Annotated in this window: 14 protein-coding genes; 12 read left to right on the top strand and 2 right to left on the bottom strand. The window is 53.1% G+C overall.

Going from position 1 to position 16,018, the window contains the following annotated elements:
- Positions 1-335 precede the first annotated feature (335 nt).
- Complete coding sequence (locus tag GS632_RS21390) at positions 336-2,009, top strand: alkaline phosphatase family protein (RefSeq protein ID WP_171176824.1); 1,674 nt, start codon at positions 336-338, stop codon at positions 2,007-2,009.
- A 326-nt stretch (positions 2,010-2,335) separates the two neighbouring features.
- Positions 2,336-3,043: an IS6 family transposase gene (locus tag GS632_RS21385; protein WP_171180486.1), complete on the top strand. Its 708-nt coding sequence runs from the start codon at positions 2,336-2,338 to the stop codon at positions 3,041-3,043.
- Here GS632_RS21385 and GS632_RS21380 read toward each other — a convergent pair.
- The gene (locus GS632_RS21380; protein WP_245223252.1) at positions 3,025-3,783 is read right to left on the bottom strand and encodes a DMT family transporter; all 759 of its coding nucleotides are present in this window, start codon (positions 3,781-3,783) and stop codon (positions 3,025-3,027) included. The genes GS632_RS21385 and GS632_RS21380 overlap by 19 nt on opposite strands.
- A gap of 228 nt (positions 3,784-4,011) precedes the next feature.
- Entirely contained in the window at positions 4,012-4,791 is a 780-nt protein-coding gene (locus GS632_RS21375; RefSeq protein ID WP_171180484.1) for an MOSC domain-containing protein, read from the bottom strand.
- A 400-nt stretch (positions 4,792-5,191) separates the two neighbouring features.
- On the opposite strand from GS632_RS21375, the gene GS632_RS21370 reads away from it, so the two are divergent.
- From GS632_RS21370 to GS632_RS21325, 10 genes are all read left to right on the top strand, one after another.
- Positions 5,192-6,511, top strand: coding sequence for an ABC transporter substrate-binding protein (locus GS632_RS21370; protein WP_171180483.1), 1,320 nt, complete (start codon positions 5,192-5,194; stop codon positions 6,509-6,511).
- Between the two features lie 79 nt (positions 6,512-6,590).
- On the top strand, positions 6,591-7,538 hold the full coding sequence (locus tag GS632_RS21365) for a carbohydrate ABC transporter permease (RefSeq protein ID WP_171180480.1): 948 nt from the start codon (positions 6,591-6,593) through the stop codon (positions 7,536-7,538).
- Positions 7,535-8,473: a carbohydrate ABC transporter permease gene (locus GS632_RS21360; protein ID WP_171180478.1), complete on the top strand. Its 939-nt coding sequence runs from the start codon at positions 7,535-7,537 to the stop codon at positions 8,471-8,473. The genes GS632_RS21365 and GS632_RS21360 overlap by 4 nt, the downstream gene beginning before the upstream one ends.
- Positions 8,470-8,658 carry a hypothetical protein gene (locus tag GS632_RS21355; RefSeq protein WP_171180476.1) on the top strand — a complete coding sequence of 63 codons (189 nt, stop codon included), beginning with the start codon at positions 8,470-8,472 and terminating at the stop codon, positions 8,656-8,658. Before GS632_RS21360 ends, GS632_RS21355 begins: the two co-directional genes overlap by 4 nt.
- A gap of 2 nt (positions 8,659-8,660) precedes the next feature.
- Positions 8,661-9,758, top strand: a complete 1,098-nt coding sequence (locus GS632_RS21350; protein WP_171180474.1) for an ABC transporter ATP-binding protein — start codon at positions 8,661-8,663, stop codon at positions 9,756-9,758.
- Positions 9,751-10,743: an ABC transporter ATP-binding protein gene (locus GS632_RS21345; protein ID WP_171180472.1), complete on the top strand. Its 993-nt coding sequence runs from the start codon at positions 9,751-9,753 to the stop codon at positions 10,741-10,743. Before GS632_RS21350 ends, GS632_RS21345 begins: the two co-directional genes overlap by 8 nt.
- Positions 10,744-10,754: 11 nt before the next feature.
- A complete protein-coding gene (locus GS632_RS21340; protein ID WP_171180470.1) occupies positions 10,755-12,377 on the top strand; it encodes a dihydroxyacetone kinase subunit DhaK in 1,623 nt (540 codons plus the stop codon).
- Positions 12,378-12,414: 37 nt separating this feature from the next.
- Positions 12,415-13,443 carry a LacI family DNA-binding transcriptional regulator gene (locus GS632_RS21335; RefSeq protein WP_348540123.1) on the top strand — a complete coding sequence of 343 codons (1,029 nt, stop codon included), beginning with the start codon at positions 12,415-12,417 and terminating at the stop codon, positions 13,441-13,443.
- A 27-nt stretch (positions 13,444-13,470) separates the two neighbouring features.
- Entirely contained in the window at positions 13,471-14,526 is a 1,056-nt protein-coding gene (locus tag GS632_RS21330) for a sugar phosphate isomerase/epimerase (protein WP_171180466.1), read from the top strand.
- Positions 14,526-15,680 carry a Gfo/Idh/MocA family protein gene (locus GS632_RS21325; protein WP_171180464.1) on the top strand — a complete coding sequence of 385 codons (1,155 nt, stop codon included), beginning with the start codon at positions 14,526-14,528 and terminating at the stop codon, positions 15,678-15,680. Before GS632_RS21330 ends, GS632_RS21325 begins: the two co-directional genes overlap by 1 nt.
- The last annotated feature ends 338 nt before the right edge of the window (positions 15,681-16,018 follow it).

The raw sequence follows: 16,018 nt of genomic DNA, 5'->3' as shown, positions 1-16,018 counted from the left end.
CTGATCCTCCTAAGCCAATCAAACGCTCGTGTTCCAAATCATTCGATGACGGACATTGTATCGGCGACTTTGGAGCCAGTCGGTTGCACAGCGAAAGCGCGGCTTGGACGATGAGAGAATAGCAGCTCGTTAATGGCTGCTTTTTGGTAAATCACACTGCATAGCTGCGTTCGTATCTGCGATCTGGCTGGCGCGTTGTAGCGAAGTTCGCAGTATCAGCCTCAGGCTGCTTTGTCCGAAAGTAGAAGTTTAAAAGATCATCTTTTCTGACCTTAGGTAGCCGGTGGACGTTGATGCTGGTATTCAGAGCATCAGGTCGTCCTATGAGGTAATAAATGCAGCGATCACTGGCGTTAGTCTCAACCATCATCCTATCAATTTCCACGACGGCAGCCAGTGCGACGGAAGACATCAGACTTGTTGTGCAAATCACAGTTGATGGGCTGCGCGGAGACTTGATTTCTCGTTATGAGGCCTCCTTCGGCGAAGCCGGTTTTAAAAGACTTATGGAAAGCGGAGTCTGGTATACCGACGCTCATCATCGTCACGCCAACACCGAAACCATTGTTGGTCACGCGACCCTCGCGACAGGAGCCCATCCCTCTGAACATGGAATGATAGGCAATGCCTGGTTCAACAGGGCTGAAGAGCGATTGGGTTATAATATTGAAGATCCGGACTACCCGATGTTGCCAGTTCCTGGCTTCGGCGGAAACGTTGATCAAGTCGATCCGACACAAGCCGCTGCTGCGACTTCGGGCCGTTCTCCCGTTAACTTGTTGGCGACGACGTTTGGAGACGAGTTGGTGAAAGCAAATGCGGGCCGATCTAAGGTTTTTTCCGTATCTGGTAAAGACCGTTCGGCGGTTGCAATGGCGGGACATTCTGGAAAGGCTTTTTGGCTGTCGGCGGCCACAGGAGCCTTTGAAACAAGTGAATTTTACTACGATGCGTATCCTGATTGGGTTCTCGATTGGAATTCAAAACGCCCCGCTGACGCGAAGATCGAAAGTGAGTGGTGGCCCGAGTGTTCAGACGCGCCTTACCTCATGGAAAGAAAGGAACGCTCCTTTGTAACCAACCTTGGCACGTTCGGTCGCACCTTCCCCCATTTCTATGGGACTCCGGACGACGGGCTCTATTACACGCAGGTTTTATTGTCGCCGCATGGGGACCGGATCACGGCCGACTTCGCGAAAACCGTGGTCAAAGAGGAAGGGCTCGGTGATGACGAATGGCCCGACTACCTAAGCGTCAGTTTTTCAGGTGTAGACGCAACCAACCATTTCTTCGGACCATCTAGCCTAGAAAATGAAGAAATGGTGCGTTGTTTGGATGAGACATTGGCAGATTTCTTTGAGTTTATGGATCGAGAGGTTGGGCGTGCGAATGTGCTTTACGTGCTTTCTGCCGATCATGGGATGCCGGAAGCGCCAGAAGAGATGGCCGAAGCCGGGCTTTCGACACTCCGAAACTCCACCGAAGCATTGATGATGGATGTGAACTCGGTGATCGCCGATGAGTTCGGAGTGGAATCCGCAATACAATTCTTTTTTCGTCCTTACGTTTATCTGGACAACGTCGCGATTGAAGCATCGGGCACCGACCGGCGCGTAATCGAAAAACGTATCGCCGAAAAACTGATGGCTGCATCTGGCATTGAACTTGCAATGCCAACCGAACCGCTTGCTGAACAGCGAGGGCATACCCTTGAGGAGCAGATCCGGCGAAATTATCACCCAACGCGCTCCGGCGACATTTATGTTGTGCAAACGCCTTATTCTTTTCTCTTTGAGGATGGTCCAATTGCCGTGATGCACGGATCGCCTTGGCGCTATGACACGCATGTTCCAATCATCTTTGCTGGTCCAGGCATCAAGCCGACTCGCGTAAGCCGCCCTGTCTCCACGGTGGACGTGGCCGTCACTCTAAGCACTATTTTAGGTATCAGCCAACCTAGCAGTGCTTCGGGTGAAACATTGAGCGAGACTGGTGTCACAGATCCATAAGTGGTCTTGTTTTTTTCGGATACCGGTCTGTTAAGCGTGTCGCTATGGTTGACTGTGATCTTTGGCCTAGGCTCCCGAGTTTGGCGAGATTTGGAGAACGACCTCAGCGAACGTCAGGTTTGTCCGCAAAGCGGTCTTTCGCAGAAACTGTGCGAACGTTTGCATCGAGCCCAAAGCTACCGCTCAAAATCGCCGTAATCTTTTTCTCCTGAAGCCCATTCGGCCTTTGAACCAAAGGTAAATTCTTAGCAGTTAGTATTCAGAAAATGGGTCTTGTCAGACGAACTTTGGTTGAGCGGGGCAGGGGTGTTGCGTAGTTTTTGCCCATGACCAATCCGGCCTCTTTCAAGTACTTCAAAACCAGACCAGAGATCATCCGCCGTGCGGTGATGCTGTACATCCGTTTCCCTCTCTCGCTTCGGAATGTTGAAGACCTGCTGCACGCACGAGGCATCGACGTGAGCCACGAAACTGTCCGATATTGGTGGAACAGGTTTGGCCCGATGTTTACTGCTGAGATCAGACGAAAGCGTGTTCAGCAGCAGCACGCATTCTCGAAATGGAAGTGGCACGTGGACGAGGTTTTCGTGAGGGTAAATGGCAAGCGGAATTATCTTTGGCGGGCTGTTGATCACGAAGGCGAGGTGCTGGAAGCCGTTGTTACCAAACGCCGAAACAAGCAGGCAGCATTGAAATTCCTCAAGAAATTGATGAAGCGACACGGAAAAGCGGAAAATGTCGTCGCGGATCGCTTCGCCTCATACAGAGCCGCGCTCAGAGAACTGGGTGCATTCGAAAAACAGCAAACGGGCAGGTGGCTCAACAACCGCGTCGAGAACTCGCACCTGCCGTTTCGACGACGCGAACGCGCGATGCAGCGTTTCAGGCGCATGCGAAGTTTGCAGAAGTTCGCCGCCGTCCATTCCTCCATCTACAACCACTTCAACCAGGAAAGATCGCTAGCCAGCCGAGACACCTTCAAGCTGACTCGCGCCGCCGCTCTTAGCGAGTGGCGTCAACTTTGTTCCGGATAGGTTCGCGGTTTCCGCGGCAAACTGAGACTGGTTCGAATTCGTCTGACAGCACCGCATTGAGCCCAACCTGCTCGTTCGTCAGGTTGCAGCGAATGGCCGATTCTAGTCGCCGTCGACACCCGCAGACCGCATCGACAGGATTTGTGAACGGCTACGCCAATCATGACGAGGAGCACGCCGAGGACATCCACAGCGCTCGGAACCTGACGCAAGACCGTCGCGACGATGATCGTAGCGGTCGCTGGCAGATGAGCCATAAGGAACGCGAAGCTGGCACGTGGCAAGCGGGCCATCGCGAGCTGATCGCAGACATAGGAGATTAACGAGGAAAAGATGCCGACGCCGATCCCGGTCAGTACCAGCGAGGGCGCACCAAAATCGTCGAGGGCTTGCGGGAAACCTATGGGCATCACAAATATAAAGGCCGCTGTCGAGACAGCGCCAAGGCGCTCCACACCGCCCGACGCGCCACCTTCGGAAATCTTGTGGCCGAAGATGATGTAGAGAACGAAAAGCGAGCTGTTCAGCACCGCCCAGAACAGGCCAAGAAGATCAGAAATGAGATCAGGTCCATCTGCTGCCAGTAGCGACGGCACGTCAATCAGGAGGGCTACGCCGATGATTGCGAAGGCAAAGGCAAGATAGTTGCGCCCAGTACGTACGCCCAAAAGAGCAATAACGATGGTACTGACGAATTCGATGGCTGCAACGAGCGCAATCGGCAGCCGGTCGAAGCCCATCTTTCTTCCCAAGCCTGGGAAGAGGTCAGAGAAATCCGCAAAAAACGACCTTTGTGAACTTTCCAGGTTCGGTCAATTACATGCTTCATCTGGAGCATTTTTTTGACGGAGTCACATTCGCTAGGCTGGGCGAGCAAGAAAACGACTGGCGAAAGCGTAGACACAAATTACTTGAGAGAACGCGGGACAAATCGCCTGCGACTGCCACTCTGGCGGGGTGAGTAACACTCAATTCAACATCTCCCCAATTTGGCCGACTCTCAACGTTCCGCCTACAGCAACCTCAACATAGACACCCATGTCCGTATGACCCATCAACTTCCGAATTAGATAGGGTATCTTCAGGTCCCGCTTAGCCGTTTCCGGGTTCACTTCAGTGGCTGCACACCTTTTCGTACGTGAGAGTATCTTTAACTCAACATCGCCAAATCTAAAAACTGATCCAGCTTCATCCAACTCAGAAAACGGGGGTAAACCGTCCATCTCGATATTCGCCCGGAAGCGCGCTGGGTGGACTTCCGCGTTCAGTTTTTCACCTAACTTTTCCACAGACGCCAGATTTAGAACGGATATCGCGTTCATCATTTTAGGTGACACGACAGATACATCTGTAAACCGATGCGGAGCGGACGAAACGAAATTTGGTGGTTCGGGGTCTTTTAGGTCGATCTCCGAAGACAGGAAACTCACCGCATTCATCCGATCTTCTGGTGCTTGCATATTAAAGCTGCGTGTTTTGCCGCTCGCTTTGATCTCAAGATATTGGGTCTCAACATTAAAATTTGTCTTAACGCCTGCAAGCGCAGCTTCATTCAACAAAACAACAAAGCGATCTTTCGGGAGCGGCTGCGGGTTATGTACGTCGAAACCGGAGTTGTATCGAGCAAATCCGAACAGACGGTCACCTGGAATGCCATCTCCTGAACGCAGCGTTACAGTTTGCATGGGCTCGGCGCTCAAGCCTTTTATTGGGTAGCGGTTCAATCTTACGATAGAGAGAGTTTTCATACGTTTGCACCTGACCAAACGAGTTATGCACGATCCCGAGTGGTGCGTGCTTTTTGAAGCTATCTCCAATTCTCCTAGGTATCGACTAAATAATCTGTGAGTGCTTCAGCAGCGGGTTCGCTAAACGTGTTGGAACCATGATGGCCGCCAAAGTGGGCCGCGCCAATTTTTTGTCGATATGGCAATTTAAAACCTTACTGCCGAAAATAGATGCACATCAAAGAAAACAAACAATTTCTATTAAAATCATAGGTTAAGACAACAAGTTCAACGAACTTCCCTGCTCATCTGAGGTACGAACCTCAAATATTTCTGGACATGAGGTGCGTACCTCAAATAGCCTTGGAAGTATGCCGCGATTCGCACATCCTCGATTGACGGCGCAAAAAGGGAGGAATGGATGACTTACACAAAACTGGCTTCGGCCAGCGCAATAGTCCTTGCCGCTACTACTCTTTCTACCAAGGCAAATGCTGAAGATCTGACGCTATGTTGGGCTGCATGGGATCCGGCCAACGCGCTTGTCGAACTATCCAAGGAATTCGAAGCAGAATCCGGCCACACGATGAACTTCGAATTTGTTCCGTGGCCAAATTTTGCGGACCGTATGCTGAACGAGCTGAACTCTGGGGGTAAGCTCTGCGACCTACTGATCGGTGACAGCCAATGGATCGGCGGCGGCGCTGAGAATGGTCATTACGTCCAGCTGAACGACTTCTTCGATGCTGAAGGCATCAGCATGGACGATTTCGCACCGGCCACTGTTTACGCTTACTCGACCTGGCCCAAAGGTACACCAAACTACTACGCGCTGCCTGCGATGGGCGATGCAAACGGCTGGTTCTATCGCAAGGACTGGTTCGAAAATCCCGAAATCCAAGCTGCATACAAGGAGGCGACTGGTCAGGACCTACGTGAACCTCAGTCTCAGAAAGAGTTGTTGCAGATCGCCCAGTTCTTTCAGGGTCGTGAAATCGACGGCAAGACTGTCTACGGTGCAGCAATCTTTACCGAACGCGGCTCGGAAGGGATCACCATGGGTGTGACCGGAGCGCTGTATCCATGGGGTTTCAAATACGAAAACACCCCGGGCTCATATGACATGGAAGGTGCTGTAAACTCACCGGAAGCTGTTGAAGCTCTAGAATTTTACAAGGAATTCTACAAAACGGCGACACCTCCGGGATATACCAACTCTTACATGGGTGAGAGCCTGGATGCCTTTAAGTCCGGTCAGGTCGCCATGGCGATGAACTGGTTTGCGTTCTTCCCAGGTCTCTATGCCGACCCCAATACCGGCGGTGACAAGATCGACTTCTTTGTAAACCCGCCACAAAATCAGGCAGGTTCAACGCTTGGCGGACAAGGCATTTCTGTTGTCAGCTACTCTGACAAACAGGACGCCGCCCTTGAATACATCAAGTGGTTCGCACAGCCAGAAGTGCAGGCCAAATGGTGGGAGCTAGGCGGCTATTCGGCACATAACTCCGTGCTGCAAGATCCTGGTTTCGTGGACAGCCAACCGTTTGCCGGTGACTTCCTTGAAGCAATGGCTGGAGTTCAGGATTTCTGGCAAGAGCCTGCCTACGCGGAACTCCTGCTGGCCATGCAGAAACGCATCCACGACTACGTGGTTGCTGATCAAGGTACAGCTCAAGAAGCGCTTGATCTTCTGATTGAAGATTGGACGGAAGTCTTCGAAGACGAAGGCAAGCTGTAGTCCGGACAAAGGCAGGAGCGGGTGCTATCCCGCTCCACCTTCACCCGTGAGTCCTAAACCAACAAGAACTGGCAAAGAGATGTCTGACAGGACCGTAGATCGCGTTGCGCAGGCAACGCCCGAGCGAGTTGCGCGAAAAATACGAGGTTTATCCGATCGCGCGATCGCCTGGATATTCATCTCCCCAACGATATTCCTATTGCTGGCGATCAACATCTTTCCGTTGATCTGGACCATCCAACTGAGCTTTACCAACTACAAGGCCAACCGGATCGGGCGCGAAGTCAAAGATGTCGGGCTCAGGAATTACGAGCGTATTCTGACAGACTCGGACACCTGGCTAAATATGCAGGCGACGGCGCACTTCCTGTTCTGGACGATTTTTTTCCAGGTCTTGATCGGGTTTACTCTGGCCTGGTTGCTCAACAAGAAATTCAAGGGCAACGATCTTTGGACAACGATCATCGTGCTGCCGATGATGCTGTCTCCTGCAGTCGTCGGGAACTTCTGGAAGTTCCTGTATCAACCTCAAATCGGGCTGTTTAACTACATCGTGTCCTGGTTTACAGGCAAAGACCCATCGAGCTTTGAAATGCTCGGATCCGTCAATCTGGCCCCTTGGGCGATCGTGATTGTCGACACCTGGATGTGGACCCCCTTCGTGATGCTAATCTGTCTGGCCGGGCTGCGCAGCATTCCCGATTACATCTACGAGGCGGCTGAGATCGACAGGGCCAGCAAGCTGCGGCAGTTCTTCACAATCACCATTCCGATGGTGCTACCGTTCCTGATGCTCGCGGTGCTGTTTCGAGGAATCGAGAACTTCAAGATGTTCGATCTGGTGGTTCAGCTAACCGGCGGGGGGCCGGGGTCTGTTACGGAACTCACTTCGATCAACCTGAAACGCGAAGCCTTTGAGAAGTGGCGTACGGGCTATGCGTCAGCCTATGCGATTATCCTTTTCGTCACCGTGTTCGGCCTTGCGTCGATCTACGTCAAAGCCCTGAACAAGGTGAAACAGAGATGAGCAGTTTTTCCGTCACTGAACCTTCAAACCGGTCCAAGTGGATCGCAGGCTTTCTGGTCATCGGCTATGCGATGATTACGATGATCCCACTGGTATGGATCTTGCTGACGGGTTTCAAATCTCCGGCCGATGCGATCAGCTACCCGCCCAAAGTGGTCTTTGACCCAACGCTTGAAGGGTATGTAAATCTATTCACCACGCGCACGCGGCAGACGCAGGAGTTTTTGGAAGCGAACCCGCCGCAGAACTGGACCGATGAAATCGTCCGCCAGTACGACATGGTGATTGTAGGACCATCGAAGTTCGGCGAGCGCTTTATGAATTCGGTTATCATCGGATTTGGCTCGACGTTCTTGAGTATCTTCCTAGGCACTCTGGCCGCCTATGCATTCAGCAGGTTCAAGGTCCCACTCAAGGACGACCTTCTGTTCTTCATCCTGAGTACAAGGATGATGCCACCAGTTGCTGTCGCAATCCCAATCTTCCTGATGTTCAGAAACCTTGGATTAAGCGACACGCATCTTGGAATGATCCTGCTATATACGGGTGTAAATATTTCCTTGGCGGTCTGGTTGCTAAAAGGCTTCATTGACGAAATCCCAAGAGAGTACGAAGAAGCCGCGCTCATAGATGGCTACACACGGTTTCAGGCGTTTTACAAAGTGGTGCTGCCGCAAGCCGCGACCGGCATAGCCTCAACAGCTATCTTTTGCTTGATCTTCGCCTGGAATGAGTACGCGTTTGCCGTGCTGCTGACATCCGCGAACGCGCAGACTGCACCACCGTTCATCCCAACCATTATCGGTATTGGCGGCCTGGATTGGCCTGCTGTGGCGGCAGGTGCCACGATCTTCCTGATCCCTGTCATGATATTCACCATCCTGATGCGCAAACACTTGCTGCGTGGGATCACATTCGGAGCCGTACGCAAATGAGCGGGTTTCTTAACGGATTGTTGCGATTTCGCCGCGGCCCATGGGAGATGGTCGCAACCATCCTTATTGCGCTGGGTGTCTTTATGCTGATGCAGCCCTTTGTCCTTTGGGCCTTCACCTACTCTTTCATCGTCACGCTGATCGGAACCGTCATGTTCATCATCGTCAGCCATTTCCCGGAGTAGAAATGGCCCAGATCGTAGTCAAAAACGTAAAGAAGATGTTCGGCGATTTCACGGCTGTTCGCGAAAGCTCGTTCACGATTGAGGACGGTGAGTTTTTCATGTTGCTAGGGCCCTCTGGCTGCGGAAAAACGACGACACTGCGGATGATCGCAGGCTTGGAACTTCCAACGTCAGGTGAAATCTACCTGGACGGTGAGGAGATCAGCCAGCGGCCCCCATCAGAGCGAGACATTGCATTCGTGTTCCAGATGTTTGCGCTGTATCCTCACATGAACGTGCGCAAAAATATCAGCTACCCCCTGATATCGCAGGGCATGCCGCGTGCTGCGGTCAAAGCCAAAGTAGAGGAAGTCGCGGGAATTCTGGGGATCAACGACATTCTCGATAGCCCCGTAGGTGGACTGTCAGGTGGCGACAGGCAGCGCGTGGCGCTGGGCCGCGCGATCGTTCGCGAACCCAAAGCGTTCATGATGGACGAACCGCTGGGCGCCTTGGATGCCGAGTTTCGGGAGCATATGGCCGAAGAATTGCGCGCGCTTCATGATCGCATGGGCGCAACCACTGTTTACGTCACACACGATCAGTTAGAAGCCATGCAAATGGGCGACAAGATCGTTGTGATGAACAACGCTGTGATCGAGCAATTCGGTACACCCCAGGAAATCTACGACAAACCAGCGACGATGTTCGTTGCGGATTTTATCGGGTCTCCTTCGATGAATTTCCTGCCGTTTGAGGGAAAGGTCGAGCCTGGTTCGGAAATGGTTCGGCTGAATGGCCATGACGAAGCCGTGCCGAGGTTGATGGAAGGGGCGGAAGGTGACTTGGTTTTTGGCGTTCGCCCCGAGCATGTTTTTCTGTCGGATGGGAGCGAATACCGGGCCAGAGTCCTGGCAGCAGAATACCTGGGGACCACCCAAATCGTTACACTGCAAAGCCCGAACGGTGAACTGAAAGCGCGAATTGATGCACGCGAGGTCGTCAGTCCCGGTGAGACCGTTGGATTGGAGTTCCGCTCACCTGCTGTAACCCTTTTTGAAAGATCCACCGGACGCGCGTTGAGGTCCGCTCTGAACGACGAGGTACTGAGCAATGGCTGAAGTCGTTTTGGAGAATATCTCGAAGTCATTTGGCAACGTCAAAGCGGTGGACGGTATTTCGATGACGATCCCCAACGGTGCCTTTGTGGTGTTGTTGGGTCCGACTGGCGCTGGAAAAACAACGACGCTGAGATTGATATCCGGGCTTGAGAAACTGGACTCTGGATCAGTACGCATTGCCGGGCGTGACGTCGGTATAGATACACCTGCCCAGCGCGATGTGGCGATGGTCTTCCAGCAATACTCGCTGTACCCGCATATGACGGTGCGCGAGAACCTGTCTTTCCCTTTGCGGTCGCCGATCCTGAAGACACCAGAGGATGAGATCACGAGGAAGGTTAACGAAGTCGCTGAGATCCTGCAAATTCCGCACAAGCTGGACAACAAAGCCACTGAACTGTCCGGCGGTGAAATGCAGCGCGTTTCAATCGGACGTGCGCTTGTGCGTGACCCACAGATTTTCCTGATGGATGAACCGCTCAGCTCTTTGGACGCCAAGCTTCGGGCGGATTTGCGGGTCGAGCTTAAAAGGATTCAGGCCGATCTGGGGTCGACCTTACTGTACGTGACGCATGATCAGGTCGAAGCCATGACAATGGCGACACATATCGGCGTTTTGGAAAACGGCAGGCTGGTTCAATACGGAACACCCCGGGACATCTATGAAAACCCGGGCAGTGTTTACGTCGCCAGCCGGTTGGGACTGCCACGGATCAACATCCTGCCGTCCGAGTTGTTCGGAGGCGATCACAAAGGCCCGCAGATCGGCCTGCGCCCGGAAAACATCATCGAAGGCGAAGGCAGCGAGGCGCGCGTGATACGCGCCGAGCATCTGGGAGACCAAACACGGCTGCATTTGGATCTGAATGGTCACCCGGTGGTGACCCTGATCGATGTCCATCAGGACTACCCATCTGGAAAGATTATAAAAATCCGCCCCCACAACCCGTTGTATTTTGACGCGTCCGGCGCGCGTGTGAATTAAGGAGCAAAAGCATGGCCCAGTTCCTCAACACAAAAGAAACCCTGGTAACCGAGGCGATAGACGGCCTTCTGACCTCCTCCGGAGGACAACTTATCCGGTTGGACGGCTACCCGCACATCAAGGTTGTCTTGAGGTCAGATTGGGACAAGTCGAAAGTCGCTTTGGTGTCCGGCGGAGGGTCTGGTCACGAACCCGCCCATGCGGGCTTTGTTGGCGCCGGTATGCTGACAGCTGCAGTATGTGGGGAAGTGTTTGCGTCCCCGTCAGTCGAAGCGGTTCTGGCAGGTATTCTTGCGGTCACAGGTGAGGCAGGGTGCCTGCTTATCGTCAAGAATTACACTGGAGATCGATTGAATTTTGGACTGGCAGCGGAACGCGCCCGCGCATTGGGCCGCAAGGTTGAAATGGTCGTTGTCGATGATGACATCGCCCTACCCGACCTTCCGCAACCACGTGGCGTGGCGGGTACGTTGTTCGTTCACAAAATAGCCGGAGCGCTTGCTGAAAGCGGTGCTGACCTAGATACCGTTACCACCGCAGCAAGAAACACCATAGCAAAGGTTGTCAGCATCGGAATGAGCTTGGACACCTGTACCGTTCCGGGTTCTCCAAAAGAAGACCGGATTGCCCCTGGCAAAGCAGAGCTTGGATTGGGCATCCATGGCGAACCTGGTGTACAGCAAGTCGAGTTCTCAAATGCCGTATCGGCTATGTCCACAGTAGTGGAGAAGCTGAAGCAAAGGGTGGGCACCGGGGACTGTGTGGCGTTGGTCAACAACCTAGGCTCTACAACTCCGCTGGAAATGGCTGTCCTCACACATGCCTTGTTCGAGACTGGTATTGCCCATCATATAATTGGCCCGGCACCAATGATGACATCGCTGGATATGCACGGGTTTTCGGTTTCCATTCTGCCTGTAGATCAGGACGATTTGTCAGCCCTTGAAGCACCCGTTGATCTGGCCGCGTGGCCCGGGGTGAATTCCATCGACCCGATCAAAGTTGCACCATTGCCTGATGGCCTGACTCCGATCGATCCAATCCCCTCGCACAATCCCACCACAAGGGAAACGATCACCCGGCTGTCTGAATTGCTCATCAACGCAGAGAAGAATCTAAACGAGCTAGACGCGAAATCTGGGGATGGCGATACAGGAAGCACATTGGCGACTGCAGCAAGAGCATTGCAAGGAAGTCTTGACCGCATGCCGCTTGCCGATTTGACACAACTGTTTCCGGCGTTGGGCAATGAGTTAAGCCAGACAATGGGTGGTTCTTCCGGCGTGATACTTGCAATTTTCTTCAACGCAGCTGGAGATGCCTGTGCGAGCGGGGCTTCGGTATCGAAGTCTCTGGTTGAAGGTCTGAATCGCGTCAGCCAGGTTGGGGGCGCCAAGGTCGGTGACAGGACAATGATTGACGCTCTGGCACCGGCGCTTGCGGCACTGCCATCTGGTCTGACGCATGCGGCCGAGGCTGCCCGCGAAGGCGCGAACAACACCGCGAATATTCGTCGTGCGAAGGCAGGCCGCGCGGCCTATGTTCCCGAAGAAAACCTTGTTGGACATAACGATCCCGGCGCTGAGGCTGTTGCTTTGTTGTTTGAAGGCTTAGCGCGGGAGATTGAGGGCTGAAGAACACGTGGAAGACCAAAAACAAAGATTAGAATTGGTGAAAAAGCCAACCGTTAATGACATCGCGCGCGTTGCGGGTGTTAGCCTAGCGACTGTTGACCGGGTCTTGAACAGACGTCCCGGCGTTCGGGCCGTAACCGTACAGAAAGTGCAAAAGGCAATTGATGAGCTGGGATATGTTCGCGATACCGCTGCGGCCAACCTTGCACGAAACCGAGTTTACAACTTCCTCTTTGTTCTGCCGGACACGGACAACGAGTTTGTAGAGGCAATCAGCAGCCAGATCGCAGATCAATCCCCTGACCAATTTATCGAGCGGACCCGCATTGCGATAAAGAAGGTCGCGCCGTTCGAGCCGCAAGATATCGTCAACATTCTGGATGCTGTCGACAGTTTGGATGTAGACGGAGTCGCAGTTTTCGGACCCGAAACGCCTTCTGTCCGGGATGCCGTAAAAAGGCTCAGGGACAAAGGCGTTCCGGTGGTCGCCTTGGTGTCTGACTTGCCCAGTTCTGAGCGAGACCACTTTGTGGGAATTGATAACGTTTCGGCAGGACGAACCGCCGCTCAGCTGATGGGTAGATTTGTCCATCGCGAAGGCAAGGTCTTGGTTCTCACAGGATCCCGATTGGCGCGTGACCATCTCGAGCGTCGCCAAGGCTTTGACCTTGTTGTGGCTGAGGAATTTCCGCACCTCCAAGTCGTAGCGTCTGTCGAGGGCCGGGATGACCCGGATCTGATTTACAAGATGATGCCCGAAATCTTTGAAACCTATCCGGATCTGGTCGGAATATACTCGTCAGCAGCGGGCAACGCAGGCCTGATTCAATTTCTTTCAGAGAACAAGCTCAGCAAAGATCTGGTGATTATAGCTCATGAGCTTACTCCACTCAGTCGTGAGGCGCTTAGGCTTGGCACATTTGACGCCTTAATCTCGCAAGACACTGGGCACATTGTTCGTTCGGCCGTTCGCCTGTTGCGTGCGACTTCGGACAAAGTCCCGTTCAACAAAGCTCAGGAACGTATCCGTATCGATATCTATCTAAAGGAAAATTTACCGCCATAGAGGCTTAGGTTTTGGGGAGGAAATTTTATGAAAACGATCAAAGGTCCAGCTTTGTTTCTTGCACAGTTTGCGGGGGACGAAGCGCCGTTCAATTCGTGGGACGCGATCACAAAATGGGCGGCTGATTGTGGATACAAAGGCGTTCAGGTTCCCAGTTGGGATGGACGGTTGTTCGACTTAGAACAGGCCGCTTCTAGCAGAGGTTATTGCGATGACTTCAAAGGCAAAGCCAGGGAAAATGGTGTCGAAGTCACGGAACTTTCAACACACCTTCAGGGCCAGCTTGTGGCTGTTCACCCAGCCTATGACAGTGCGTTTGATGGCTTTGCGGCCGAAAGCGTCCGGGGGAACCCGAAAGCCCGACAAGAATGGGCCGTGGACCAGGTCAAAAAAGCGCTGTCCGCTTCGAAAAATTTGGGCATTTCGGCACATGCGACATTCTCAGGCGCGCTGGCATGGCCATATGTCTATCCTTGGCCGCAGCGCCCTGCCGGCTTGATTGAAACGGCATTTGATGAGCTTGCGCGTCGCTGGGTGCCCATCCTGAATCACGCTGATGAATGCGGTGTCGATGTCTGCTATGAAATCCACCCCGGAGAGGACCTCCACGATGGTGTTACGTACGAGATGTTTCTCGAGCGGACAGGCAATCACCCACGGGCCTGCATGCTATACGACCCGTCGCATTACGTGCTGCAATGCCTCGACTATCTGGACAATATCGACATCTACAAAGATCGGATCCGGATGTTCCATGTCAAAGATGCCGAGTTCAATCCAACCGGCCGGCAGGGTGTTTATTCCGGGTATCAAAGCTGGGTAGATCGGGCCGGGCGGTTCCGCTCACTGGGCGATGGTCAGGTGGATTTCGGGGCTGTGTTCTCAAAAATGGCCGCGAATGACTTTGATGGCTGGGCTGTGGTCGAATGGGAGTGCTGTCTCAAACACCCCGAAGATGGAGCGCGCGAGGGCGCTCAGTTTGTGTCAGATCACATCATCCGTGTGACCGAGAAAGCCTTTGATGATTTCGCTGATGGTGGCGCAGACGAAGCCGCCAATCGTAAAATGCTGGGGATTGAGTGATGGTCACAGGACGCAGTGAAGAAACCTCGGGTCGTATTCGCCTTGGCATGGTTGGTGGCGGAAACGACGCCTTCATAGGCGGCGTTCATCGCATAGCCGCGCGACTGGACGACAAGTTCGAGCTGGTAGCCGGTGCTTTGTCTTCAACGCCAGAGAAATCTCTTGAAAGTGGGCAAGCATTGGGGCTTGAACGGGTCTATGAAGACTTCAAACAAATGGCAATCAGGGAAGCTCGGCTGAAATCTGGGATCGAGGCCGTCTCAATTGTCACGCCAAATAACGTTCACTATGCAGCTGCGCGTGAGTTCCTGAAACGCGGTATTCACGTCATTTGTGACAAGCCACTCACCTCGACACTTGCCGATGCAAAAAAGCTGGTCAAAGCAGCAGAAAGCGCGAATGCTCTATTCATTTTGACCCACAATTACACAGGTTATTCAATGGTTCGGCAGGCGCGTGAAATGGTTGCCAACGGCGATATTGGCAAGATCCGCGTAGTTCAGGTTGAGTACCCGCAGGATTGGCTGACCGAGCAGCAGGATTTCAAACAGGCGGAGTGGCGAACCGATCCAGAACGCTCGGGCGCGGGTGGATCAACCGGTGACATCGGAACCCATGCTTACAACCTCGCATGCTTTGTAACCGGGCTTAATGCGGAAAGCCTGGCGGCAGACTTGCAGGCCTTTGTGCCGGGGCGCAAAGTCGATGACAATGCGCACGTCTTGCTTCGCTTCGAAGGCGGAGCGCGTGGTATGCTGTGGTCTTCTCAGGTGGCCCCCGGCAATGAAAACGCACTTCGTTTGCGCGTCTATGGCGAAAAAGGTGGGTTGGAGTGGTCTCAGGAAGATCCCAATTACCTGTGGTTCACGCCCTACAACGAACCCAAGCGTCTGATCACACGAAATGGAGCTGGAGCTGGTGACGCTGCAAATCGGTTGAGCAGGGTCCCTCCGGGCCATCCCGAGGGGTATCTTGAAGGTTTCGCCAATATCTATGGAGAGGCTGCTGAGGCGATCCAAGCTTTCCGAAATGGGATTTCAACCGACGCGTCCGTTGTTTATCCAACGGTTCATGACGGGCTTAATGGCGTAAAATTTGTTGCCGCGTGCGTGCAAAGCTCTTCAAGGAATGCAGCTTGGGTCAGCTTAACGTAAAATCTGGTTGTTGGCATAAGGCAGAAATCTTGGGAGGCATCGAGCGTATCTGCAAAAAAACCGAAGCGCGCGCAACCTATAGGTGCACGCTCCGGTACAACGAACCGCGAACGTCTTTGAAGAGGTTTTTTGTGACCCGAAGAACCAATCGACTTCCATCCGAGTCTACTAGATGGGAATGTCCGCTTTGTGCGCGCAGCAAAGGTTGAATGAATTCTGCCGAACGTCTGCAGCGAGCCCAAAGACGACATAGATATAGATTTTGAGAGCTGCGTTCTTCGCTCAGGGCGAATACCTGAATTTAGCAGCAATCGAAGAAACTCGCGTTGACTTTGACT

It is taken from the genome of Ruegeria sp. HKCCD7296, from assembly GCF_013110775.1.
GTDB lineage: Bacteria > Pseudomonadota > Alphaproteobacteria > Rhodobacterales > Rhodobacteraceae > Ruegeria.
This window is presented reverse-complemented; position numbering and strand designations above follow the sequence as displayed.